Annotated in this window: 23 protein-coding genes and 1 tRNA gene; 23 read left to right on the top strand and 1 reads right to left on the bottom strand. The window is 46.7% G+C overall.

Annotated elements, in window-relative coordinates:
* The first annotated feature begins 23 nt into the window (after positions 1 to 23).
* From H8S54_RS11695 to H8S54_RS11605, 19 genes are all read left to right on the top strand, one after another.
* Complete coding sequence (locus H8S54_RS11695) at positions 24 to 1,343, top strand: aspartate kinase (RefSeq protein ID WP_021924929.1); 1,320 nt, start codon at positions 24 to 26, stop codon at positions 1,341 to 1,343.
* A 131-nt stretch (positions 1,344 to 1,474) separates the two neighbouring features.
* On the top strand, positions 1,475 to 3,823 hold the full coding sequence (locus H8S54_RS11690; protein ID WP_186901540.1) for an ATP-dependent DNA helicase: 2,349 nt from the start codon (positions 1,475 to 1,477) through the stop codon (positions 3,821 to 3,823).
* 62 nt (positions 3,824 to 3,885) lie between these two features.
* On the top strand, positions 3,886 to 5,130 hold the full coding sequence (locus H8S54_RS11685; protein WP_186901539.1) for a serine hydrolase: 1,245 nt from the start codon (positions 3,886 to 3,888) through the stop codon (positions 5,128 to 5,130).
* 103 nt (positions 5,131 to 5,233) lie between these two features.
* On the top strand, positions 5,234 to 5,608 hold the full coding sequence (locus H8S54_RS11680; protein WP_173766700.1) for a RidA family protein: 375 nt from the start codon (positions 5,234 to 5,236) through the stop codon (positions 5,606 to 5,608).
* 245 nt (positions 5,609 to 5,853) lie between these two features.
* Positions 5,854 to 6,330, top strand: a complete 477-nt coding sequence (ispF, locus tag H8S54_RS11675) for a 2-C-methyl-D-erythritol 2,4-cyclodiphosphate synthase (protein ID WP_021924925.1) — start codon at positions 5,854 to 5,856, stop codon at positions 6,328 to 6,330.
* 21 nt (positions 6,331 to 6,351) lie between these two features.
* Positions 6,352 to 7,761, top strand: coding sequence for a cysteine--tRNA ligase (cysS, locus tag H8S54_RS11670; protein WP_117854065.1), 1,410 nt, complete (start codon positions 6,352 to 6,354; stop codon positions 7,759 to 7,761).
* Positions 7,746 to 8,171, top strand: a complete 426-nt coding sequence (locus H8S54_RS11665) for a Mini-ribonuclease 3 (RefSeq protein WP_021924923.1) — start codon at positions 7,746 to 7,748, stop codon at positions 8,169 to 8,171. The genes cysS and H8S54_RS11665 overlap by 16 nt, the downstream gene beginning before the upstream one ends.
* Positions 8,172 to 8,190: 19 nt before the next feature.
* On the top strand, positions 8,191 to 8,922 hold the full coding sequence (rlmB, locus tag H8S54_RS11660; RefSeq protein WP_186901538.1) for a 23S rRNA (guanosine(2251)-2'-O)-methyltransferase RlmB: 732 nt from the start codon (positions 8,191 to 8,193) through the stop codon (positions 8,920 to 8,922).
* Positions 8,923 to 8,936: 14 nt separating this feature from the next.
* Entirely contained in the window at positions 8,937 to 9,530 is a 594-nt protein-coding gene (sigH, locus tag H8S54_RS11655) for an RNA polymerase sporulation sigma factor SigH (protein WP_117854061.1), read from the top strand.
* 393 nt (positions 9,531 to 9,923) lie between these two features.
* Positions 9,924 to 10,427, top strand: a complete 504-nt coding sequence (locus tag H8S54_RS11650) for a hypothetical protein (RefSeq protein WP_186901537.1) — start codon at positions 9,924 to 9,926, stop codon at positions 10,425 to 10,427.
* 10 nt (positions 10,428 to 10,437) lie between these two features.
* A complete protein-coding gene (locus H8S54_RS11645) occupies positions 10,438 to 11,121 on the top strand; it encodes a hypothetical protein (RefSeq protein ID WP_021924919.1) in 684 nt (227 codons plus the stop codon).
* A gap of 26 nt (positions 11,122 to 11,147) precedes the next feature.
* Positions 11,148 to 11,921 (top strand): SipW-dependent-type signal peptide-containing protein, encoded by a 774-nt coding sequence (locus H8S54_RS11640; RefSeq protein ID WP_186901536.1) that lies wholly within the window; start codon positions 11,148 to 11,150, stop codon positions 11,919 to 11,921.
* Positions 11,922 to 11,940: 19 nt separating this feature from the next.
* Positions 11,941 to 13,218, top strand: a complete 1,278-nt coding sequence (locus H8S54_RS11635) for a hypothetical protein (RefSeq protein WP_186901535.1) — start codon at positions 11,941 to 11,943, stop codon at positions 13,216 to 13,218.
* Positions 13,211 to 13,690: a signal peptidase I gene (locus tag H8S54_RS11630; RefSeq protein WP_186901534.1), complete on the top strand. Its 480-nt coding sequence runs from the start codon at positions 13,211 to 13,213 to the stop codon at positions 13,688 to 13,690. The genes H8S54_RS11635 and H8S54_RS11630 overlap by 8 nt, the downstream gene beginning before the upstream one ends.
* A 1-nt stretch (position 13,691) precedes the next feature.
* Positions 13,692 to 14,327 carry a hypothetical protein gene (locus H8S54_RS11625; RefSeq protein ID WP_186901533.1) on the top strand — a complete coding sequence of 212 codons (636 nt, stop codon included), beginning with the start codon at positions 13,692 to 13,694 and terminating at the stop codon, positions 14,325 to 14,327.
* Positions 14,324 to 17,863: an isopeptide-forming domain-containing fimbrial protein gene (locus H8S54_RS11620; protein ID WP_186901532.1), complete on the top strand. Its 3,540-nt coding sequence runs from the start codon at positions 14,324 to 14,326 to the stop codon at positions 17,861 to 17,863. Before H8S54_RS11625 ends, H8S54_RS11620 begins: the two co-directional genes overlap by 4 nt.
* Positions 17,864 to 18,059: 196 nt before the next feature.
* A tRNA-Thr gene (locus tag H8S54_RS11615) sits at positions 18,060 to 18,132 on the top strand.
* Between the two features lie 194 nt (positions 18,133 to 18,326).
* A complete protein-coding gene (locus H8S54_RS11610) occupies positions 18,327 to 19,994 on the top strand; it encodes a glutamine--tRNA ligase/YqeY domain fusion protein (protein WP_186901531.1) in 1,668 nt (555 codons plus the stop codon).
* A 235-nt stretch (positions 19,995 to 20,229) separates the two neighbouring features.
* The gene (locus tag H8S54_RS11605; RefSeq protein WP_117854047.1) at positions 20,230 to 20,622 is read left to right on the top strand and encodes a 4Fe-4S binding protein; all 393 of its coding nucleotides are present in this window, start codon (positions 20,230 to 20,232) and stop codon (positions 20,620 to 20,622) included.
* A 125-nt stretch (positions 20,623 to 20,747) separates the two neighbouring features.
* Here H8S54_RS11605 and H8S54_RS11600 read toward each other — a convergent pair whose 3' ends face one another.
* Complete coding sequence (locus tag H8S54_RS11600; RefSeq protein ID WP_186901530.1) at positions 20,748 to 21,176, bottom strand: hypothetical protein; 429 nt, start codon at positions 21,174 to 21,176, stop codon at positions 20,748 to 20,750.
* Positions 21,177 to 21,329: 153 nt separating this feature from the next.
* On the opposite strand from H8S54_RS11600, the gene H8S54_RS11595 reads away from it, so the two are divergent.
* The 4 genes from H8S54_RS11595 to H8S54_RS18295 all read left to right on the top strand — a co-directional run bounded on the left by H8S54_RS11595 (position 21,330) and on the right by H8S54_RS18295 (position 25,774).
* Complete coding sequence (locus H8S54_RS11595; protein WP_186901529.1) at positions 21,330 to 21,932, top strand: Maf family protein; 603 nt, start codon at positions 21,330 to 21,332, stop codon at positions 21,930 to 21,932.
* Positions 21,929 to 22,597: an HAD family hydrolase gene (locus H8S54_RS11590; protein WP_117854040.1), complete on the top strand. Its 669-nt coding sequence runs from the start codon at positions 21,929 to 21,931 to the stop codon at positions 22,595 to 22,597. The genes H8S54_RS11595 and H8S54_RS11590 overlap by 4 nt, the downstream gene beginning before the upstream one ends.
* Positions 22,598 to 22,614: 17 nt before the next feature.
* Entirely contained in the window at positions 22,615 to 22,872 is a 258-nt protein-coding gene (locus H8S54_RS11585; RefSeq protein WP_117854038.1) for a glyoxalase, read from the top strand.
* Positions 22,873 to 23,080: 208 nt separating this feature from the next.
* The gene (locus tag H8S54_RS18295; protein ID WP_243176803.1) at positions 23,081 to 25,774 is read left to right on the top strand and encodes a COG1470 family protein; all 2,694 of its coding nucleotides are present in this window, start codon (positions 23,081 to 23,083) and stop codon (positions 25,772 to 25,774) included.
* Positions 25,775 to 25,883: the final 109 nt, after the last annotated feature.

Raw genomic sequence — 25,883 nt, 5'->3', positions numbered from 1 at the left:
GTTTTTCGAGGAGCACAAGGATTATGAAAAAAGTAGTAAAGTTTGGCGGAAGCTCCCTTGCTAATGCGGAGCAGTTTGAGAAAGTGGGAGACATTATCAGAAGTGAGGAGAGCAGACGTTTCGTTGTTCCATCCGCACCTGGCAAGAGATTCGACGGTGATACCAAGGTAACAGACCTTCTGTACAGCTGTTATGATGCAGCTGCAAAGGATGGGGATTTCGAGAAAATCTTAGAGGAGATCAAATCCCGTTACAATGAGATTATTAAAGGTCTTTCCCTTACCTTTTCCCTGGATGAGGATTTCCAGGTGATCAAAGAGAACTTCAAGGCACAGATCGGCAGAGATTATGCAGCATCCAGAGGAGAATATCTGAATGGTAAAGTAATGGCAGCATATCTTGGCTATGAATTTGTAGATGCAGCAGATGTGATCCGCTTTGACAAAAATGGCAATCTGGATTCCGAGAAAACAGACAAGCTTTTGGGCAAGAGACTTTCCAAATGTGAGAATGCAGTAGTACCTGGCTTTTATGGTGCGAAAGAAGACGGAACTGTTACTACCTTCTCAAGAGGCGGTTCTGACGTAACTGGTTCCTTGGTTGCCAAGGCAATAAAAGCTGATATGTATGAGAACTGGACAGATGTATCCGGTTTCCTTGTAACAGACCCAAGAATCGTGAAGGATCCTGCAGTGATCGAGACCATCACCTACCGTGAGCTTCGTGAGCTTTCCTACATGGGAGCCACTGTCCTTCACGAGGATGCAATTTTCCCGGTAAGAAAAGAGGGAATCCCGATCAACATCCGCAATACCAACCGTCCGGACGACAAAGGTACCTTCATTGTAGAGAGCACCTGCCGTAAGCCGAAATACACCATTACCGGTATTGCAGGCAAGAAGGGCTTCTGCTCCATCAACATTGAGAAATCCATGATGAACAGCGAAATCGGTTTTGGCAGAAAGGTACTTCAGGTATTCGAGGATCAGGGGATCAGCTTCGAGCACGTTCCATCCGGAATTGATACTATGACAGTATACGTTCACCAGGATGAATTCGAGGAAAAAGAGCAGCAGGTAATCGCAGGAATCCATCGTCTGGTTCAGCCGGATTTCGTGGAGATGGAATCTGACCTGGCACTGATTGCAGTGGTTGGCCGTGGAATGAAATCCACAAGAGGTACTGCAGGAAGAATCTTCTCTGCACTGGCACATGCCAATGTAAACGTGAAGATGATCGACCAGGGATCCAGTGAGCTGAACATTATCATCGGTGTGGAGAACCGTGATTTTGAGAATGCAGTGAAGGCAATTTATGATATTTTTGTGCTGACACAGATGTAAGGCAGGTACAAAGTTTAAGAAAATAAATCAGGAGTTGTAAGCCTCCTTTCCCATCAGATGTGTGGAAATATTGGCTTATGGCTCCTTTTTTCGGCAGCAACAGGCACCGGAATCAAAGACAGGAGCATGGGATGGAGAAACCAGTAACACGAATATCAGTGAGAAATCTTGTGGAATTTATATTGCGAAGCGGGGATCTTGACAGCCGCAGGGGAACCATGGACAAAGAGGCCATGCTAAAAGGCAGCAGACTCCACCGCAAGCTTCAGAAGCAGATGGGCGGGGATTACCGGGCTGAAGTGGCACTGAAACGCGAGAGCAGCTATGAGGATCTTTCCATCCAGGTGGAAGGCCGGGCCGACGGCATTTTCACAGAGGAGGAAACCACCTGGATCGATGAGATCAAGGGAATCTACGGAAATGTGGAAAAGCTGGAGCAGCCAGTCGCTGTTCACAAGGCACAGGCCATGTGTTACGGTTATATTGTGGCCATGGAGGAGAATCTGTCTTCCATTGGAATTCAGATGACCTACGCCAATCTGGACACCGAAGAGATAAAACGGTTCCGCGAGGTTTTTTCCATAGAAGATTTGAGTGACTGGTACCAAAAACTTCTGGATGAATATCACAAGTGGCTGAGCTACAGCCTGAAATGGAAGAAGGAACGAAACGAATCCCTGCAGAATCTGGAATTTCCGTTCCCGTACAGGGAAGGCCAGCGGAAAATGGTGGGAAGCGTCTACCATTCCATCAGCGCTGGCAGGCAGATCTTCATCCAGGCTCCTACAGGCGTTGGAAAAACTATGTCCACTATTTTCCCGGCTGTCCGCGCTGTGGGCGAGGGAAAAGGGGAGACCATTTTTTACCTTACTGCCAAGACCATTACCAGAACTGTGGCGGAGGAGGCTTTTGCGGTTCTTCAGGAAAAAGGCATGAAATACAAGGTGGTGACCATCACGGCCAAGGATAAGCTCTGCTTTATGGAGGAGACGAAATGTAATCCTGCCCATTGTCCCTATGCCAAAGGTCATTTCGACCGGGTCAATGATGCGGTTTATGAGCTGTGGACCTCCTCTCATGTCTATGACAGGCAGACCATCCTTGGCCAGGCCGAGAAGCGGCAGGTGTGTCCCTTTGAGATGTGTCTGGATCTTGCGCTGTGGGTGGATGCAGTGATATGCGACTATAATTATGTGTTTGATCCTACGGTGCATCTGAAACGGTTTTTCGGGGAAGGCGTGGGCGGAGACTATATTTTTCTCATTGATGAGGCCCACAATCTGGTAGAGCGTGGCCGTGAAATGTACAGCGCTGCCATCTGCAAGGAGGATGCAGTGCTGGCTCGCCAGAAAATGAAGGACAAGGCACCGAAGCTGTATCGGTCTCTTGGAAAGCTGAACCATCAGCTGAAGGAACTGCAGGAAGAATGCGAAACTTACAGAATCCTTCCGGGAACAGGCACCATTACTATGATGGCTTTGAAAATCCAGGGAGAATTCGATATGTTTCTGGAAGAACATAAAGATGCAGAACTGGAAGACGAGGTACGGCAGTTTTATTTTGATGTGCGGAATTTTCTGAACATTGCAGAGCTGGTGGATGAGAACTACGTGGTTTATGCGGAAAATGGAGCGGACGGGCGTTTCCGGCTGAAGCTGTTCTGTGTGAATCCGGCAGCCAATCTGGGAGAGTACCTGAAAAAAGGCCGCAGCGCTGTGTTCTTTTCCGCAACTCTTCTGCCGATGGGCTATTATCGGAAGCTTTTAAGCTGCAGGGCGGATGACTACGGGATTTACGTGGAATCTCCTTTTTCCCAGGAAAAACGCTGTATCCTGAATGCCTGTGATGTGAGCACCTTATACACCCGCCGCAGCTACGAGGAATACCGCAGAATCGCGGAATATATTGCAAAAACAGTGTGGCAGAAAAAGGGAAACTATATGGTATTTTTCCCATCCTACAAGATGCTGGAAGAGGTTTACCGGATTTTTGACGAAGAATTTTCAGTAAACTGGGTGCGCTGCATCTGCCAGAACAGCTCCATGAAGGAAAGCGAAAGGGAAGAATTTCTGGAAGAGTTCGAGCACAATCAGGATTCCCTTGTGGCCTTTTGCATTATGGGAGGGATTTTTTCAGAGGGGATCGACCTGATGGGAGAGAAGCTGATCGGAGCCATTATGGTGGGAACCGGGCTGCCCCAGCTGGGAAATGAAAGGGAAATCCTGCGTTCTTTTTACAGCGAAAAGGGAGAGAACGGATTCGATTATGCGTATCGCTATCCGGGGATGAACAAGGTACTGCAGGCAGCCGGCCGGGTGATCCGCACAAGAGAGGATAAGGGCGTGATCCTGCTTCTGGACGAGCGTTTCCGGCAAAGAGAGTACAGCAGCCTTTTCCCCGTAGAGTGGAATGACCGGAAAACCTGCACATTGTCCAATGTGGAGGAGCAGCTGAAACGGTTCTGGGAAATGGCAAAATAAAGAAACAGTTGCACTGTGGTGGAAAAACAGTTATACTGCCCTTAACCAAAAAGGAGAACAGAATGAAAAAAGTGCAGTATTTGAAAATTATGGCTGCGGCGATTCTGGGAATATCCGGAATGTTCGCGCTGCAGCCGGGAACTCTGACTGGGGAAAAGCTGACAGCCACGGTCTATGCGAACGGCGAGGATCTGTCTGTTTTTGAGAATAGCGGCAAATATATAAAAAAAGAGGACGACGGGCTTTACTGTGTGGACCAGGATGGTTCCCCGGATGTCCGATGCGCAGTTCATTATTTTGATCATTTTGCAGTAGACGGAAAGGTTTTGGACGGCTATTACTATCACGATGAGAGTGGACGGCTGGCGCTGGAAGGCGGCATTCACTATGTTTCCAGAATGCGGTGCCAGGGGCAGCTGTTTGACGGCTATTATTATTTTGATGAGCAGACCGGAAGCTTATCTTCTGGCGGCGTGACGGTTCAGGGACTGACCGTGGAGACAGATGGAAAAATAAAAGAGCTGGTAAAGCCAGGCACAGACAGTCTGGAAAAAAAGCTGGAAGAGCTGCTAAACGGTTTTGAAGGGCAGTGGAGCGTTTATGTGAAGGATTTAGGCAGCGGCGAACAGTTTTCCATCAACAATCAGTCTATGACCTCAGCGAGCGTGATCAAGGCATTTGTCATGGCAGCCAGCTATGAAAATATGGATCGTCTCCGTGTGCAGGAGGGAACAATCCTGAAAGCAGAACCCCTCAGCGATACCGTTCTGAACAAGCTGTATGCACTGACAGAGAACATGGTAACCTTCAGCGACAATGAATCCTTCAATGAGATGGTAAGGCTTCAGACTCCATCCATGCAGTTTAATGCAGGGGCAAGGGTGATCAACCGTTTCCTTCGGGGCCAGGGCTATCAGGAAACCGCTGTGCTGCACACGCTTGCGCCTTCCAGTACAGAGCCGGTGGGACTGGGCGGCAGCAACACCACATCTGTGGAGGACTGCGGAAAACTGCTGGAGAGCATTTACCGGGGCGAGTGCGTCAGTGAGGAAGCCTCCAGCCAGATGCTGTCCTTCCTTCTTATGCAGGACACAAGAACCAAGATCCCAGGCGGTCTTACGGATTCCATCACCATAGCCAACAAAACCGGGGAAAACGACAGCAATCAGCATGACATTGCCATTGTATACGGAGACCGGACGGACTATGTTCTGTGCGTGATGTCGGAGAACGGAGGCACGGAAGAGACCGCTGTTTCCAATATCCGGATGATCTCGGCGCTGACGTACTATGCACTGAACTGGTAGTGAAAGAAATGACAGCTGCTATCCAAAAAAATTGCTTGACACTAACAAAATTTTGCGATAGCATGAACATAACAAGAGGCGATTTAGAAAGGAGATTTTTATCATGAAAGTAGTTTACACAGATAAGGCACCAGCAGCAATCGGACCATATTCACAGGCTATGATTTTAAACGGAGTATTATTTACATCCGGACAGATCCCGGTTGATCCTGCAACAGGCGAGATCAGCGGAGACACCATCGAGGTTCAGGCTGAGCAGGTTATGAAGAACCTGGGCGAAGTTCTGAAAGAAGCTGGAAGCAGCTTTGAGAACGCTGTCAAGACTACCTGTTTCCTTGCTGACATGGGAGATTTTGCCAAGTTTAACGAAGTATATGCGAAATACTTTGTAAACAAGCCGGCACGTTCCTGCGTAGCAGTGAAGACACTTCCGAAGAACGTACTCTGCGAGGTAGAGGTAATCGCAGCCGTTGACTGATGATTACATATGACGTTTGTCAGAACCATGCCGTATGATGGAACCTGGTTTTCACTGTACGGTTTAGAACGAGACCTTCCGGATTCACCGGGAGGTCTTTTTCCGTTGCTTTTTAAACGAAAATCATGTATAATAGCCAACGATAGCATGGGGATTTTTTGAACGGTTCAGGCAGCAGCCTGGATCACCAATGAGAAGAATCCTTTTTTATAAAAGAAAGGCAGGGCAAAATAGTGGAAAATCTTATGAGAGTTGGAATGGGATATGATGTACACAGACTGACAGAGGACCGGGACCTGATTCTTGGAGGCGTGAAGATTCCCTGGGAAAAAGGCCTTCTTGGACATTCGGATGCCGATGTTCTGATCCACGCCATTATGGATGCGCTTCTTGGCGCAGCAGCTCTTGGAGATATCGGACAGCATTTTCCAGATACAGATCCGGCATACGAGGGAATTTCCAGTGTGAAGCTTCTGGAGCATGTGGCAGCTCTTCTTGATGAAAAGGGATACGGTGTGGGCAATATTGATGCAGTGATCATCGCCCAGAAGCCTAAGATGGCACCTCATATTCCGCAGATGAGAGCAAACATTGCCAGAGCTCTTCACATGGATGAGGAATGTCTGAACATTAAGGCAACCACAGAGGAGAAGCTTGGCTTTACCGGAAGAGAAGAGGGAATTGCATCCCAGGCTGTCTGCCTTTTGTACAAGAAGAAATAAAGGACCGGAGGGAGAACTACAATGAAGATTTTTAACACACTGACCCGTCAGAAAGAGGAATTCGTACCTCTTGAAGAGGGAAAGGTAAAAATGTATGTTTGCGGACCGACTGTATACAATCTGATCCACATCGGAAATGCACGTCCGATGATCATTTTTGATACTGTTCGCCGTTATCTGGAATATAAGGGATATGAAGTAAACTACGTATCCAACTTTACAGACGTAGATGACAAGATCATCAAGAAAGCAATCGAGGAGGGCGTTTCCGCAGAGGAGGTTTCCACCAGATACATTGCAGAGTGCAAGAAGGATATGGCTGGCATGAATGTAAAGCCGGCTACCACACATCCTCAGGCAACCCAGGAAATCGACGGCATGATCAGCATGATCCAGACCCTTATGGACAAGGGCTACGCTTATGCGGCATCTGACGGAACCGTGTATTTCCGTGTGAAGAAATTTAAAGAATACGGCAAGCTTTCCCATAAGAACCTGGACGATCTTCAGTCCGGATTCCGTGCACTTCAGGTGTCCGGCGAGGACCAGAAGGAAGATCCCCTTGATTTCGTTCTCTGGAAGCCGAAGAAGGAAGGCGAGCCATACTGGACTTCTCCATGGTGTGACGGCCGTCCGGGCTGGCACATTGAGTGCTCTGTAATGTCTAAGAAATATCTTGGAGAGGAGATTGATATTCACGCTGGCGGAGAGGACCTGATCTTCCCGCACCATGAGAATGAGATCGCACAGAGCGAGTGCTGCAACGATAAGATTTTTGCAAGATACTGGATGCACAACGCATTCCTGAACATTGACAACCGCAAGATGTCCAAGTCCCTTGGAAACTTCCGCACTGTCCGTGAGATCAGCGAGCAGTACGATCTTCAGGTACTCCGCTTCTTCATGCTTAATGCACATTACAGAAGCCCGCTGAACTTCAGCGCTGACCTTATGGAATCCTCCAAGAACGCACTGGAGAGAATCACAGATGCAGCAGCAAGCCTGAAGGACCACAAGGACAATGCACAGGCAGCAGACCTGACAGAGCAGGAACAGGCACTTCTTGCAGAGGCATCCGGCTTTGTGAAGAAATTTGAAGAGGCAATGGATGACGATTTCAATACTGCCGATGCACTTGCAGCTGTATTTGAGCTGGTGAAATTTGCCAATACCAATGTAACAGAAGAGAGCAGCAAAGCATTTGCAGCAGGACTTCTTGAACTCCTTGTAAAGCTTTGCGATGTGCTTGGTATTATTGCAGTGAAGAAAGAAGAGATTCTGGACAAAGAGATCGAAGATCTGATCCAGGAGCGCCAGGAAGCAAGAAAGGCAAAGAATTTTGCAAGAGCAGACGAGATCCGCGATGAGCTTCTGGCAAAAGGAATTATTCTGAAGGATACACGCGAAGGAGTAAAATGGAAACGGGCTTAAATGAATTAAAAGAGCTGTTTGGCTTAAAAGACCGGGATCTGCGGACTTACTCCCCGCTGACACTGGCCTATATCGGTGACGGCGTCTATGAGCTGGTGATCCGGACCATCCTTGTAAAAAAAGGCAACTGTCCGGTCAATCAGCTTCATAAGCATGCAAGCAGCCTGGTGAAGGCAGGGGCACAGTCCAAAATGATGGAGACTCTGGAGCCCATTCTTACAGAAGAAGAGCTGGCCGTCTACAAAAGGGGAAGAAATGCACATTCCCCCACAATGGCGAAGCACGCCACAATGGCAGACTACAGAAGAGCCACAGGCTTTGAAGCGCTGATGGGCTATCTGTACCTGAAGGAGGATTATTCCAGAATTGTGGAGCTGGTAAGAAAGGGAATCCCGGAAGAGAGTTTATAGGAAAAACAGGAGGCTGCAAATGAGCGAGCAGATTGAAGGAAGAAATGCGGTACTGGAAGCATTCCGTTCAGGCAAATGCGTGGACAAGCTTTTCGTGCTGGACAGATGCCAGGACGGACCGGTGCGCACCATTATAAGAGAAGCAAGAAAAAAAGATACGATTATAAATTTTGTACAGAAGGAGCGGCTGGACCAGTTAAGCGAGACAGGTGCTCATCAGGGCGTGATCGCACAGGTGGCAGCCTACGAATATTCCACAGTGGAGGACATTCTGGAAAAAGCAATGGAAAAGGGGGAGGCTCCTTTTATTTTCCTGCTGGATGACATTGAGGATCCCCACAACCTGGGCGCCATCATCCGTACAGCCAACCTTGCAGGAGCTCACGGGGTGATCATCCCCAAAAGACACGCAGTAGGACTGACCTCCACGGTTGCCAAGACATCTGCAGGTGCCCTGAACTACACTCCGGTTGCCAAGGTTTCCAACCTTGGACAGACCATTGAGGAGCTGAAAAAAGAGGGCATGTGGTTCGTATGCGCAGATATGGGCGGAGAACTGATGTACAACCTGAATCTCACAGGTCCTATGGGCGTCGTGATTGGCAATGAAGGAGAGGGCGTCAGCCGTCTTGTAAAAGAAAAATGTGACTTTGTGGCAGCCATTCCCATGAAGGGAGATATCGACTCCCTGAATGCGTCTGTGGCAGCAGGAATCCTTGCCTATGAGGTAGTCCGCCAGAGAATGAAATAAAATCCGGAGGAACTATGGGAAAGTTCGATAATATAAGTGATGAAGAACTGATCGCCCGTCTGCGGGATGGAGAAACCATTATTGAGGATTATCTCATGGAGAAATATAAAGGCCTTGTGCGTCAGAAAGCCAGGGCCATGTTTCTCATAGGCGGAGATACCGATGACCTGATTCAGGAGGGAATGATCGGGCTGTTTAAGGCAGTCCGTGACTTTCAGCCAGGCAGGGAGGCCACCTTTGCCACCTTCGCAAGAATGTGCATTGACCGCCAGATCTACAGCGCCATCCAGAATTCCAACCGCCAGAAGCATCTGCCTTTGAATTCCTATGTTTCGTTGAACCAGGAGGACGAGAGCAGTCCCATCTGGGAGCTTAGCGTGGAAAATCCGGAGGAGATCATCATTGACCAGGAAACCACCCGGGATCTTCAGCAGAAAATTTCTGACTATTTAAGCCCCATGGAGAATAAGGTGCTGGATCTGTACCTGAAGGGGGAAGGCTATGTGGAGATCGGCAGAATCCTGGGAAAATCCCCGAAATCCATTGACAATGCCCTGCAGAGAATACGGGCGAAAATCCGTGAAGTGATAAGTCAGAACAGGAAATAAAAAAAGAGAAATGAAAAAGAGTTTATTTTTCTTTTAGATTTCCTGTCTTGACTTTTGAAAAAAATCTGTTATCATATCAATTAATCAATGCGTCCGGGAAGGACGCGTCAGTAATATCTAAAATTCTAATTTATCAATTTTGTTATAAAATCCAATTTGTTTTTTTATTTAAATCCAGAAGAAATCAATTTATCTATTTTTTATATTCTATCATGTCAGCTTTTCTATTTTTATTCACATGATTTTATTCTCTAATTTATCATTCGAAGTCTGGAGGTGATTCCATTGTGCCAAGCAGCTTTGGGGCAAAATTTTGTCCCGGATATTTGATGTGACAATAGAAAATCCCCAAAGAAAGGAGTTGGCAGAAATTTTTTCTGCCAAAGCGAATCCATGAAGAAAAGATGGATGATCTTTGTACTTGCGTGCTGTCTGACTGCGGGAATTACAGGTTCTGTGGTATATGCCTATCTGATCGACCAAAAAGAAACGGTCAATCAGATTCGGATTTTGGAGAATACCACTCATATTGAGGAAGAATTTGAACCGCCGGATGAGGTAAAGCCCGGGCAGGTGATTAAGAAAAAGCCCTGTATTGCAAATGATTCTGGTTTCCCGGTATTTATCCGGGCCAGGGTGATTTTCAGCAATGACAGGGGAGAAGCACAGTGCCAGCCGCTAGAGATTGCAGACAGCTGGAAAAAAGGAGAAGACGGATACTATTATTATCAGAAAAAAGTGTTGTCTGGACAGCGTACAGATGTAATTTTTGATAAGGTTGTTATAAAAAATACAGTGAAAAAAGATGAGTTGGTAAGTTTTGATATTCTGGTTTACGAAGAATCCGTTCAGGCAGAGGGATTTTCTTCCCCGGAAGAAGCCTTTGCCAGACTGTAAGGAGGGACAGATGAAGAAAAAAATCATAGTATGTTTAGCTGCACTGACCTGTCTGGCAGCAGGCGGGGGAACGGCCCTGGCTTATATCAGTGACAGTGCATATGTGTCCAATCAGCTGGCGTTTGCCGGGGAAAACGGGCTGAATGCCAGGCTGACAGAGCCATCCTGGAATCCGCGGAAGGGACTTCTTACAGTGCCGGGAGCGGTGATCCCCAAGGATCCTCAGGTGACCAATACCTCAGAACTGGATATGAATGAGCTGGTGGCGCTGAAATGTGAGTTTGTCTACACAGACAGCTGCCCGGATCCTTCGAAAAAAGGAAAGCTTTTGAGCGCTGCAGATATGAAAAAAGCAGTGGATGTATACCAGATCGATTACAACAGCGATGATCCAAAGAAGAGTGACTGGATTCGCTTTCAGAACCAGAAAGACACGGATCCGGTCCAGTGCTTTTACTATTCCAGAGTCCTGAAACGGAATTTTCCAGGAGAAGGGGAGACAACCGTTCCCTTATTTACCCAGGTATCTGTCGATAAAAGCGTCAATTATGCAAGGCAGAACAAAGTGCTGGAAATGGGCGGTGTCGAAATCCGGATTTCCGGGCACGTCCTGCAGCAGATGCCTGGAGAAGCAAGCTATGGACTGGACAACCCGAAGGCAGCTTATGAAGCCGGTTTGTTCCAGTTTCAGTAAAAATCAGCAAGAAAGGAAGAGAAAAAATGACGAATACAAAGAAAAGAAACTTACTGGCAGCAGGCGTGATCTTGTGCGCACTGCTTTCCGGAATCGGCACTACCATGGCTTATTTTACCGAGAGTGTCCAGGAAACAAATGTTTTTACAACCGGTGATCTGGATATTGGTCTGAAGGAACCGGAATGGGATCCAAAAGACAACGATGGAAAAAACATGTATCCCGGTTATACCGTATACAAAAATCCTACTGTGAAAAATATTACCTCAGACAAAAATGGGGAAGAACCCTGCTATGTGCGGATGATCGTGGACATTCTGGATGGAGACGGCGCAGATGTGACAGACAGCCAGGCGCTGAATCTGATCTACAAAACCATCTATTATGATGAAAGCTTTGATGGCGGATACGACAAAAAGGAAGGAACCTCAACCGGGTTGATCCAGGACCGGATTCCAGGCTACAGCCTTTCAGAGCTGGCGGCATACCCGATGGTGAATCCTCTTTGGGAAAAGGATACGGCAAGATCTACGGCGTCTAAGCTGGTATACAACTATATGGGCAAAAACGGAGATGGGATTCTGAATATCCAGGAGGAATCCACTCTGTTCACCAATGTGGTGATTCCCATCGACTGGAACCAGACGGAAATGAAAAAGGTGGGCAACTATCAGCTGAAGGTAACTGCGCAGGCAATTCAGAGCAAGGGCTTTGCCACACAGGCAGAGGCGTACCGCATGCTGGATGAGGAGATCAAAGGAGGCACTCTGCAGGAGATCAGGAGCGCTGGCGTGAACTGATCAGAAAGGAAGAGATGCTATGAAAAAGCATACGTTTACATGTATGGCCCTTCTTGTGTTTGCAGGAATGCTGTTTGTATGCGGTGCTGTGCTGGCTGCGTGGAATGTATCAGAATATGCCGAAAACCTGCTGTCTATGTCCTCCTACAAAAATTCCATACAGGAGAATTATATAAGACCGGATCATGTAGATCCCGGACAGAAAGTCGTGAAGGAAGTATTTATTAAAAATGAGGGAAATACGGACTCTTTTGTGCGGGTGAAGGTTACCAGCATGTTCGGGAGCATGGATGAAGAGGGGAGCTTTCAGGAAGAGAAGGATCTGGATCCAGGGCTGATCGAAATTCACTACAATACGGATCTCTGGACGTTGGAGGATGATGGGTACTGGTACTACAAGGATGTTCTGCTGGCAGGAGAAAGTACCAGAAAACCTCTGATGGACCGATATTATCTGTCCGAAAAAGCGGACAACCGCTACAAAAACAAAGAGGCCAGGATCCTGATCAATATGGAGAGCATTCAGGCTGAAGGCGGTGAGATGGAGACCATCTGGGGAAAAAAGGAGCGGGATCTGGGGATTTTCTATCAGCCCTGTACCTGTGAGACTGTAACAAGTGTAATCTTCGGGGAAAACCAGAAGCTGAAAATCGGCGGGGAGACCACAGATCTGTTTGCCAATTTCAAGAACCTGACGCCGGGATGCACAAGAAGCCAGACCATCCGTATCACCAATTCCTCTCAGATTCCGGTTCAGATGTATCTGCGTGCAGAGCTTGCAGAGCAGGAAAAAATGAGTCAGGAAAATCTGGAACTGGTGGAAAAGCTTCTGTCCAGATATGCTGTGGTGGAGATTCGGCAGGACAGCAAAGTTCTTTATCGGGGGGCTGTGGACGGAAATGTGACCGGGGCAGGCTGGAACATGAAGGAGAATATTTCTCTTGGAGATTTTGCAGCAGGCGAAGGGAAAAGCCTGGTGGTGAAGCTGTCCTTAAGCGAAGAGATGGACAACCAGTATCAGAGCCTTCTTGGCAGAGTAAACTGGGTATTTTCGGCGCAGGGAGCAGGTAAAAGAGAAGAAGATCCGGATGGTTCCGAAAAAGAATACGGTCAGCAGAATTCCAGAGAAGAGAATAGCCAGAATGCAGGGGAAAAAGTTTTTTCATCTGTGGCAGCAAGCCCGAAAACAGGGGATGAGACAAAAGCTGCGGTGAAATGGCTGGCATTGTTTGGTGCCCTGGCAGCAATGGCGGTCAGCAGCTGGCGGCTGTACAGAAAGGAAAGCCAGGATGAATAAAAGATATCCAAAAGCTATGTGCCTGATTATTCTTTCTGGTATGCTGATCTGTTTTTGCTATCCGCAGATTCTGAAAATGAGATGTTATACCGTAGTATCAGGGAGCATGTCACCGGCACTTCCGGTGGGGGCTGCCGTTTATGTGAAAGAGAAGCAGCCCCGGGAAATAAAAAAAGGGGAGATCATCACTTTTTTTGAAGGGGAAACGGTTATCACTCACCGGGTGATGGAAATAGATGAAAACGCCCAGCTGTTTATGACAAAAGGAGATGCAAACGAGAAGCAGGATACCCAACCTGTGAAGTGGGAGAATGTATATGGAACCGTTGTTTTTACAGTTCCCTATGTGGGGTATGTACGGCTGTTTCTTAGCACCTGGAATGGAAAAGCGGCGGTTTTGTCCTGTTTCCTGGCGTTTTCTCTGTGCATGAATATCTGGGAAGGCGTGAAAGCAAAAAGGAGCGTGAAATAAAATGAGGAAAAAACGGTACATACTGGGAGGCGCAGGCCTGCTGCTGGGAATTGCATTTTCCGGGGCTGTTACAATTGCATATCTCACCAGATCAGTGGGCGAGGTGAGAAATGTGATCACAGCAGGCTCTGTAAAAGCCAGGCTGACAGAGGCACATTGGGATGCAGAGAAGGCGTTGAAGGTGTATCCCGGTCAGACCCTGGAGAAGGATCCTGTTGTGCAGAATACAGGAAAGAATGAGGCAAATGTTTTTCTGGAAGTCAGGATCCCGGTGGAAAACATTTCCGTGGTGGATGAAAAAACCGGGAAAAAAACAGAAAAGGAAAGAAGAGAACTGTTTCAGTTTGAGGCAGACACAGGGAAATGGACGCTGTTTTCTAAGAAACAGGACCAGAATAGCCAGAAATATGTTTACGGCTATAAAAAGGTACTAATGCCAGGAGAAAGCACTGCGCCTCTGTTTTCCGAGATTGTGACGGTTCTCTATCTGGAAGGGGAGCTTGATGTGAAAAGAAGCTATGATGTGCCTGTAACTGCAAAGGTGATCCAGATGCAGGATGAAGGAATGACCATGGAGAAAAAGTATGAGAATTATTTAAAACAGTATGAGGCAGACCGCCAGGAGGACGCAGGATGAGGAAAAGATTTTTTAGAAAGGCTGTACTGGCAGCTGTGATCGCTGTGCCTGCGGTATTTTCCCATCCGGACAGCAGGGCATTGGCCCAGGAAGAGGGCAAAGCCATAGAAAGGGAGAAAGAAGCCGCAGGAGCAGAGGAGCAGGAAGCGTGGAACTCTGAAGAGGAAATGGAAAATATTTCGGAAGATACCGGTGAGGAAGAGGATACTGGTTCAGAGGATGCCACAGATTTGGAAAACCAGATGGATGCAGAAGGGGACGAAGGATTTTTTACAGAAAATGATCTATTTTCTGAGATGGAAGAGGATGACCTGCTTTTTTCAGAAGGAGAAGAGGCTGTTCCAGAAGAAAATATGGAGAATCTGATCGACCTGTATGCGGCACATGCTGGTTTTGTGCAGGAGGGTTTGCCTGTACGAAATGGAAACGGCGGCTTTGTTCCGGTTACCAATGGGGAGGCGGTTTTCAGCAGCAAATATACAAGGCTTGGCTGGAATTCCAATTCCGCAGTGTATCCCTGGAGTCAGGCTGGAAGCAGTGTGCTTGCCGGGCAAAAGATACAGGGAGCGGTACAAGGTCCGTATTATCTGCCCCTTGATAACCGTGCAAAAGGAAAATACGGGTTTCGGGTTACAAACGTAGGCTTTAACAAAGAAGCAAATACCAGTCTGGACCTTTTGATGACCTGCACGGATTATCTGGATTATACCTACGACAACAAAGGTGCAAAAATGACGGATCTGATGCCTATTTTTGGGATCAGCGATACGGATGACCTGTGGCTTCTGTTTGCAGATGGTCTTCCAGCCCAGGAAATCAAAATAGATATTGTAAAAAGCGGAACAAGTACGCCTGTACCGGGAAATTACCGCTTCAGATGGCTGGATATTGATCTGTACCAGCGTTTTGGAATCCGGCTGCAGAATGGTTCCATTGGGCACAGATATGCCACAAAGGATTCTGTAGTCAATGTGTTCCAGACGGAGCTTTTTTCCAAAAACTATGAGGTGCTGACAGCTCCTGCCGCCAAGGTAGAAGGAGAAGTTCCAGAGCATACCGTTGTCTATGAAGTGGATCAATCCGCTGGCTTTTATCTTGCAATTCTCAGCCCTGGTTACGGGAATGTATCAAAGAACCCGGCGAAAGCAATCCAAAACCAGTATGAAGAGGCGTTGACTGGAACATGTGTAAGTGTGGCAGGGCTTCAGTGGGATGCAAAAGGATACGGTCCTGTGGAATATCCCAAGCTGACCAAAAAGACAGGAAACACACTGGCAGAACAGGGAGCTTTTAACGATCTGGTGAATATTTCGGATGAGTTTTATTATACCCTTCAGACCGAAATCCCGGAGGAGCATCCGGCATATTACTATGGATCCTGTACCATCACAGATGCACTCCCTGCAGGAGTGGATTTCGCAGAGGATGCGGCTGTCAAGATGCTTCCATCCGGGGAAAATGTGACTTCCTGGTTTCAGCTCACAGCGAAGGATGATGTGGTAAGTTTTCAGGCAACCCAGGCAGCACTGGCTTCCTCGGCATTCTATGGAAAAACATATGAATTCCAGATAAAGGCAAGGATGGACGCATCAGAAATGACGCCCTCCTACAGTGGGAATGTGTGCAGCTATGCGGTAAAAAACAAAGGTTCCATTACCTGCAGACACAAAAACGGGCAGGAGGGGACAAACTGGTCCAATGAGGTTGTTTCCCGGGCAAAGGTTCAGCGGCCGGAACCGGAAAAACCGCAGAAATGGATCATAGACGGAACAGCAAAGGTAAAAGCAAAAGAATATAAGGGCAGAGATTTTGAAACGGTATATGAGATTTCCCAGCAGATTCCCCAAAACACAGAACAGTGGAAAATCGCAGGTCTTCATATCCAGGATGAGCTTGCAGACTGTTTTGAGTTAAAATCCGCAAAGCTTCTGGTTGAGCAGAATGTGCTGGCTTCATTTGGAACTTCTGGAGGAACAGATGGAAACTGGAAATTAAGTGTGAAAAATCAGCTGCTTAAGCTGTCATCTATTGGTTCCCTGCCAGAAAGCAGCTACGGGAAAATCCTCAGACTGCAGCTGTCGGTAAGATTAAAAAAAGGCTGCAGTCTGCAGCCTTATTACGCAGTGAACCAGAATCCGGACATTCTGGAGGCACATGTGTATAATATGGCTTCGGTTATTTTTGAATGGCATCAGGGAACCCCAGCCTCTGTTTTCGGAAATACAGATAAAACAGAAGTGATCATAAAAGAAGACACTCCAAAGGGAACGATAACTGTTCGAAAGAAAGATCCTTCCGGCAGAAACCTGCAGGGAGCTGTATTTGAAGTGAAAGCTGCGGCAGATATCTATTCTGTTGTGGGAACGCTTCTGCTTTCTTCAGGAGAAACAGTGGACAAAGTTACTACGGATGAAAGCGGAACAGCCATTTCGAAGCCTCTTTATATGGGAAAATATACAGTAGAGGAACGGACTCCTCCCAAAGGTTACGTGGTTACGTCAAAAGTCTGTGATGTGGAATTAAAAGAAGGAGATGCACAAAAAACAGCCGTCTTCCAAAATGAGGAAACTCTGGTCTGCATTAAAAAGGTATCCAAAAAGGAAAATGTCAGCGATCCGGATCGGTGTCTTGCTGGCGTAAGCTTTCTTCTGTGGGAGAAAACACAAGGAGCAGACAAAGGGAAGCTTTATACAACAGACGCAAACGGCATGATCCAGATCAAGGGGCTTGTCCCTGGAACCTACGTATTTCAGGAAAAAACAGCGCCGGATGGCTATGTACCGGACGGACGCTCCTATGAATTCACAGTAGACGAAAACGGTCTTGTGGAACAGGAACAGGGACATACCATTACAGTAGAGAACGGATACACCAAAGCAGAATTTCGAAAAACAGACAAGGCCACCCAAAAAACGGTAGCTGGTGCCACCCTGCGGCTTACAGACGCAAAGGGAAAAATCGTGGACACCTGGATATCTGGGACAACACCCCACAGAATCAACCGGCTGGCAGCAGGAGAGTACCTTCTGACAGAATTGGAAGCTCCAAAAGGCTATAAAAAGGGTGCGCCTGTAAAATGCGTGATCCAAAATGAGGAAGCCGTCCAATCCTTTGAGATGACAGATGTGAAGCTGGTGACCATCCAGGTGGACAAAGTAATCCATGGAAAGGAAATTGTATGGGCCCATGGAAATCCTGTTTTTACATTTCGCTTGCAGGGAACGGATCTGGACGGAGAAAAGTACACTTATTATGATACAGTAGAATTCACCAGGGAAAATACAGATACCTCCAAAGACGCAAGACTAAGCCTATCTTTTGAAGTTCCTGCAGGAGTATATACCGTTTCCGAATGCAGGATCATGCGGTATGAACTGGAAAAGATTGACGGCGTATCCGGCGGAAAGATAAATGGAAAAGAAGTGCAGTTTGACCTGTCTATGAATCAAAATGGAACCGCCGTATTTACCAACAAAAAAACAACGGACCGGGAACTGACGGACACCGGATTTGTGAGAAATGTGATCATACCGTAGAAACAACTTTTCATAAAAAATTCCCATAAAGAAAGATTCCATATCATAAAGCCCAGCCTGGCACAGGCTGGGCTTGGGGGAAGAATTTTAATTATTTTATATTTTTTGAAAAAATTTGAAAATAACTGTTGACAATCGCATAACCTTCTGGTAATATAATCAACTGTGAGCGGCAGAAATGCTGAAGCACAAGAGTGCTGATGTGGCTCAGTCGGTAGAGCGTCGCCTTGGTAAGGCGGAGGTCACGGGTTCGATTCCCGTCATCAGCTTAAAGTCCTTGATTCTATTTCAAGGACTTTTTTGTTTATACGATATAAAAAAATCCACTTTTTATTAAGAAAAACTTTTAAAATGAGAGGGATTATGATAAGATAAATCAACTGGAGCCTGTAAAAGAAGGCTTTAAGACTAACTGATAGTATTCATATGCTATAAATAACAGAGGATTTCAGGAGGGAGAAACATGGAGAACGAAACGGTTTCCAAAAATTTTATTGAAAATATCATTGATAAAGACCTGGCAGAAGGAGTTTATGATACCGTTCATACCCGTTTCCCGCCAGAGCCAAACGGCTATCTTCATATAGGACATGCCAAATCCATTCTTTTAAATGCAGGACTGGCAAAAGAATATAACGGTAAATTCAACATGCGTTTTGATGATACAAACCCGACCAAAGAGAAATCTGAGTTTGTAGAATCCATCAAGGAAGATATCAAATGGCTGGGAGCAGACTGGGAGGACAGACTGTTTTTTGCTTCCGATTATTTCGGACAGATGTACGAGGCTGCTGTAAAGCTGATCAAGAAAGGCAAAGCCTATGTCTGCGATTTAAGTGCTGACCAGATCAGGGAATACCGCGGAACCTTAAAGGAGCCAGGGAAAGAGAGCCCATACCGCAACAGAAGCGTAGAAGAGAACCTTCAGCTGTTTGAGGAGATGAAGGACGGCAAGTACGCAGATGGAGAGAAGGTTCTCCGTGCCAAAATCGATATGGCTTCTCCGAACATGAACATGCGTGATCCGGTTATCTACCGTGTGGCACATGTAAGCCACCACAGAACCGGTGATACCTGGTGTATTTATCCGATGTATGACTTTGCACATCCAATTGAGGATGCAATCGAGGGAATTACCCATTCCATCTGTACTTTGGAATTTGAGGACCACAGACCGCTATATGACTGGGTAGTAAGAGAGCTTGAGTATCCGCATCCGCCGAAGCAGATCGAGTTTGCAAAGCTGTATCTGACCAACGTAGTAACCGGTAAGCGTTATATTAAGAAGCTTGTTGAGACCGGAATCGTAGATGGCTGGGATGACCCGAGACTGGTATCCATTTCCGGTCTGCGCCGCCGCGGATATACTCCGGAATCCATTCAGAAGTTTGTAGAGCTTTGCGGTGTTTCCAAGGCTGACAGTTCTGTGGATTATGCAATGCTTGAGTACTGCATCCGTGAGGATCTGAAATTAAAGGCTCCGCGCTACATGGCAGTTCTTGATCCGATCAAACTGGTGATCGATAATTATCCGGAAGGACAGGTAGAGTACCTGGATGCTCCGAACAATATGGAGAATGAGGCACTTGGAACCAGAAAGGTTCCGTTTAGCGGAGAGCTTTATATTGAAAGAGAAGACTTCATGATCGACCCACCGAAGAAATACAAACGTCTCTTCCTGGGAACAGAAGTGCGTCTGATGAACGCATATTTTGTAACCTGTACAGGTTTTGAGGCAGACGATGACGGAACCGTTCATGTGGTACACTGTACTTATGACCCGGAGACAAAAGGCGGCAACGCACCTGACGGACGTAAGGTAAAGGGAACCATCCACTGGGTAGAGGCAACAAATGCCGGCAAGGTTCCGGTACGCCTTTATGAGAACATTGTTGACGAGGAGAAGGGTGTATACGATAAGGAAACTGGCGAGCTGAACCTGAACCCCAATTCCCTTGTTGAGGTTTCTGCTTATGTAGAGCCAGAGCTTCTTAAGGCAAAAGGCTATGACAGCTATCAGTTCGTAAGAAACGGATTCTACTGTGCCGATATCCACGACTCCAAGGAGGGAGCACCGATATTTAACCGTATTGTATCCCTTAAGAGTTCCTTCAAATTACCGAAGGCTTAATTGCCGGAGAAGATTAAAAAGTTTGCAGTCTGCATGCTTTACTTTGCAGAATGCCTTTTGAAAAGCGGTATTTAACTGCTGAATCGTGAAACTAAATAATTATTATAACAGTGTGAACTGCCGGTATTCCTATGGGAATTGCCGGCAGTTCTGCGCAGAAGTTTTTTAGTTAGTTTCATCTATTCGGCAGGATAAAACAACTATCATAAATATTACAAAAGCGGAGGAAATCAAAATGAAAAAGCTTAACGTAGCAAAAAAAGATGCATGTATGGCATGCAAGGCATGTGAAATTGCCTGTTCAGAGGCATTTTACAAGAAATTTGACGAGGATCTTTCCTGCATCAAAATTTCTGTACAGAAAGACGGCGTAAGCCCGAAACCAGTTGTATGCGTACAGTGCGGAAAATGCGCAAAAGTCTGTCCAGAGGGTGCCATCACTCAGAATCCAAAGGGCGTATACATGATCAACAAGAAGAAATGTGTAGGCTGCGGAAAATGTAAAGAAGTCTGTCCATTCGGCGTAATGGTAAAAGCAGAAGAAGCAGAGACAGTAAGCAAATGTATCGCCTGCGGCATCTGCGTAAAAGCATGTCCGATGGATGTTCTCGAGATTAAAGAGGCATAATGAGAGAGGGCGCTTTACCCAGCATCCTCACATAAGTATTTGTAAAATTAAAAAGGCCATTGTCCGGAGAAATTACCGGGCAGCGGCCTTTCAATTTTTTATCTGTCAAAATCAGTGACTAAAAATCAGTCGATATGAATGGAAGCTTCTTCCTTGTCCTGCTCTTCTTTTGCTTCTGCAAGATCTTCCTCGAATTCATCCGCAATTTTTTCTGCTTCTTCAAGAGCATTGTCTACGGCTTCCTCATCTGTTTCCTCAGCGTCCGCTGAATCTTCGTCTGAATCCTTTTCGGCAGGATCTTCAGCTGAATCCTCATCTTCCGGTACTTCGGCGGTCTCTTCCTCGGAAGTTGCTTCCCAGGAAATGAAATCCTCATGAACTTCCTTTTTTTCCGGCTGGCTGGAAGTCTCCTGCTCGTCCTCAAAATCATCCTCAGCATCAGCTACCTGCTCCAGAACTCTGCGCTTTGCAAAAGCGGCGGCTGCAGCACCGGCTGCTGCGGCAGTCACTGCACCAAGGGCAACCATACCCCAATATTTGTTAATTTTTGCCATATTGTATACTCCTTTCGCGGTTCTCCACCTGTCCTGGAAACAAACAGATGGGGCTGACCTTATTGTAATACTTTTGGGACAAAAAGAAAAGAAAAAAATCATTGCGTCGATATACGCACAGGGTTATACTGATAACACAGAAAAGGAGAGATTATGGAAATAATTGTTTTAGCTTCGGGATCCCCTCGAAGAAAGGAATTGCTTGCAAAAACCGGACTGAAATTTTCCGTGGTTGTAAGCGGCGGGGAAGAAAAGGCAGAGACATCAGATCCTGCCGAAACAGTAGAAAAGTTGTCTTTGGATAAGGCATCTGAAGTTGCAGACCTGCTTCAGGCCGAAAAGGAGCCGCAGCTGATCATCGGCGCGGATACAGTGGTTGCCTGTGACGGTGAAATTCTTGGAAAGCCTTCGGATAGGGAAGATGCTTTTCGTATGCTGTGGAAGCTGCAGGGACAGACACATCAGGTTTATACAGGAGTGACGCTCCTGCTTAAGAAAAAACATACCTGGCAGGCTCATACCTTCAGCGAGAAGACAGATGTACAGTTTTATCCTGTTTCCAGGGAAGAACTGCTCGCCTATATTGAAACGGGAGAGCCTATGGATAAAGCTGGCAGCTATGGGATCCAGGGCGGATTTGGAATCTATGTGAAGGGAATTTGCGGGGATTATAATAATGTAGTAGGTCTTCCTGTTGGCAGACTGGTATATGAACTTAAGAAACTTGGAATAGACATAAGAGGTATAAAAAAATGATAAAAGCATGTATTTTTGATTTGGACGGAACACTGGCTTACACTCTGGATTCCATGGCAGCTGTAGGAAATCAGGTAGTGCGGAAGTTTGGACTGAACCCAATGCCAGTGGAGAATTACCGGTATTACTGTGGAAACGGTGCAGATATGCTGGTAAAAAGACTTCTGATCGATGCAGGAGACAAAGAGCTTGTACATTATGAAGAAGCACGTAAGCTTTACAGAACGGAATTTGATAAGGATCCTTTCTATAAAATACAGCATTACCCGGGAATGCCGGAGACTTTGAAAACTTTGAAGCAAAACGGGGTAAAGCTTGGCGTATGCTCCAACAAGCCCCATGAGGCAGCTGTGAAGGTAGTAAAAAGAATGTTTGGAGATCAGGTCTTTGACATGGTGATGGGCCAGAGCGATTCCATTCGAAAGAAACCGGCACCGGATGGTCCTCTGAAGATTGCCGAGGCATTTGGCGTGCTGCCAGAGGAGTGCATGTATCTGGGAGATTCCGGAACGGATATGCAGACAGGCAAGGCAGCAGGCATGTATACTGTAGGTGTTCTGTGGGGCTACCGGGAAAAAGAAGAGCTTTTAAAGAACGGCGCAGATGCCCTGGTGGAATCTCCGGAAGACATCCTGGATCTTTATGAGGAAAAATGCAGCAAATAAAAAAGGAGGTATATAAGATGTATACAGAAGAGTGCATCCAGACATTTTTGGAAAATCAGGAGCAGCTTTTTGATGAGCCTGTAGCAGAGAATTATGAGGAGGCAGAGGCTTTTCTTGAGGACTGCATGGCAGTGGTGGCAGATTCCATCAGCGAGGTGCGTAAATACCTGTCCGGTATGGGCGCGGATGTGGATGGTATGAGCGATGACGAACTGGAGGAAGCCAGCGAGGTATTTGTCCTGCCAGATGGAAAATATCTGATCGTAGAGGGATAAGGACTGCCAGTAATCCTGTTGGATAAATTCATATTACATAGACGTAAAATCAGGTTGCTATAATAACCATAAACAAAGATACAGGTGCAGCATTTTACAAAGCGACCCATAGTTTACAGCATTGTAAAAAGCACTTGTAGAAATGTTTAAAATATGTTACGATAATGTTAAGACTCAGCCAAAAGGGGAATGTAAAGGAGGATGGCATATGAGATCTAGGAAAATTATAGCAATGGTTATGACTTTTCTTATGATGCTTTCCTTGCTTCCGTCACTGGTATTCGCTTCTGCGGTACCGTCCGGAGAATTAGGAGGCAAGCTGAAAATCAAAGGAACTGCAGCTGTAGGATCTGAACTCAGCGCAGATTATACCAAAGTTACACCAGAGGGGCTTAGTGATGACTACGTAAGCTTCAGCTGGTCAAGGAAAACAGGAGACCAGCTTACAGAGGTTGGTACGGAGAAAACTTATAAGCTTACAACTGATGATCTTGGAAATAAGATCCAGCTGAAGATCACCGGAAAGTCCGAGCTTGGAGTAACTGGTGAGCTGAAAGCAAACACAGTTGAAATCGTGGCAACACCGGAGGAAGCTCCGCAGGAGACTACAGAGGATCCGGATGCTGCAGCTGCACAGGATACAGCAGCTGAGGATTCTGCCGCAGAGGATATCCAGCAGGCAGAAGATGCTCAGCCAGCAGAGGATACTCAGGACGAAGTAATTGATATTGGCGGGGAACCGGAAGCTTCTGCTGATGAAATGCAGCCGGCAGAGAACCAGACAGCAGCAGATACCACAGATACATCTGATTCAGCAGCTGATTCTGCAGATGCTGCACAGCCGGCTGATACCGCAACAGATGACAGCGTAATCGATATTGGAACAGAAGACTATCTGGAAATTCCAGAAGAAGGTCAGAGCAACGATGCATCTGAGGCAGACAATGCGCAGGATGCACAGGCACCGGAGGAAGTTTCTTATGCAGCTGAGGCAGCAGCGGATACTGCATCAGAGGACGGAACTGCAGTTGTAGATTTCGGAACTGTAGATGCCGGATTCACACAGGAGGAATCTAATTCCATAGCAAAGACCGTCACCATTAAGAACATCGGTACAGGTACTCTGAATTTTAACGAGATCAGCCCGGAACACTTTATGGTACAGGATATCAATGAGCCTCTCGCAGCCGGAGAGCAGACATCCGTATGGATCATGCCAAGAGCAGGCGTTGAGGCCGGAGAATACAAGGATACCATTACCTATACCACAGAAGAGGGTACAGAGGTTTCCTTCAATGCGGATATGGTAGTAGCGGCAGCAGATGATCAGACACCAGCTGAGGAGCCGACAACTGACCCAACTCCAACCGAGGAACCATCCGCCGACAATCAGATACCAACTGAGGAACCGGCAGAGCCTACTCCGGAAGTTCCATCAGAACCAGAGGTTCAGAATGATCCGAAGATTGAAGCAGCAGATGAAACAATCACGGACAACACTGTAAACCTTGGCGAGTTTACCGTAGATGCGGATACTGCACCTACACCTGTAAAACTGAAGAATTCCGGTACCGGAACTGTGAAGCTTGCAGTACAGACTGATAAAGATTTTGTAACAGCAGCCTTTGCTTCTGAAGAAATTGAGCTTCCAGCAGATGGAAGTACTACAGCAGCATTAAGCATTACACCAAATGATACCAGCGAGACTGGTGACTTTGAGGATACCGTAACAGTTGTCAATGCAGAGACTGGAGATACCCTGCTTGCTCTTAAAGTTTCCTACTCTGTTAAGGAGACACCAGCTCCGGAGCTGACTGCAGATCCTTCAAAGGTAGAATTTGACAGCAAAGAGGTTGGCTACACAGAAGCACCTGTAGCAGCAACTGTAACTCTTGAGAACACAGGCAATGTGAAACTGACAAACCTTACTGTAAGCATCAGCGGAAGTGAGTTCACTTTAGGCAATCTGCCGGTAGCAGAACTGGATTCCAGTCAGACGGCATCCTTTACCGTAGCACCTGCAGTTGGATTAGCAGCTGGTTCTTACAGCCAGAACATCTCCATCAAAGCAGACCAGATCACAGAAATCGTAATCCCTGTAAGCTTCACTGTAACTGAAGCAGCTGTTAAGCTTACCGCAGTCAGCAAGCCAGCAGACATCACTCTGGCAAACGGCGTGGAGAAATCCGCAGAGGGATTACAGCTCCCATCCACAGTTAAGATTACCACTACAGCAGGCGACATGAACGCTTCCGTAGCATGGGATGTAAATGGATGTGCTTACAACCAGAACAGTGCAGAAGCACAGAAGTTCTCTGTAAATGGTACCGTTACCCTTCCAGATGGCGTGACCAATCCGGATAACCTGAACCTGATCGTATCTGTAAATGTTTCTGTAAGCCGCGGACCGATCGTTTCCGATGCTTCCAAGAACACAATTACAGGAATCAGCTCTGATGGTTCTTACACCACAGAGACCAAGATCACCTTCACAGCAGTTGGAGCAGGAACCGACATTGAGAACCCGATTAAGGGTGATGTAAGATATCTGCCTCTGAACTGGGAAGTTCTGGAATCAAGAAGCTGGGACAAAGCTCCATATTCCGCAACCTTCCGTATGGGCAAGAGTGGTAACTACACCTTAACGGTAACCTACAACCAGCAGAAATTCGATGGAAGCAACTGGGTAAACACAGGCACACAGGATACCAAACAGGTGAACTTCACCGTTGCAGCAGCACCGAATCAGACACTGACACCTGCTGCTGACAAGTCCGATGCAAACCAGAAGAACGCAGTAAAGACTGGTGATAACACACCAATCCTTCCATTCGTAATCATTCTGGTAATTGCAGTGGTACTGATTGCAGGAATCCTTGTTTACCGCAATAAGAAGAAATAATAAGCATTCAGCTTTTTCAAAAATAAAAAAGCATGAATGATGAAAGGGGAGGCTGATAACAGCTTCCCCTTTTTGGCGGCAGAAACCGCAGGAATGTCCGTGTACATCA

Origin of the sequence: Blautia segnis, assembly GCF_014287535.1 — a bacterium.
In the GTDB taxonomy this organism is placed as follows: Bacteria; Bacillota; Clostridia; order Lachnospirales; family Lachnospiraceae; genus Blautia_A; species Blautia_A acetigignens.
Note: the sequence above shows the minus strand (reverse complement) of the source record. Positions and strands in the feature narration are given on the sequence as shown.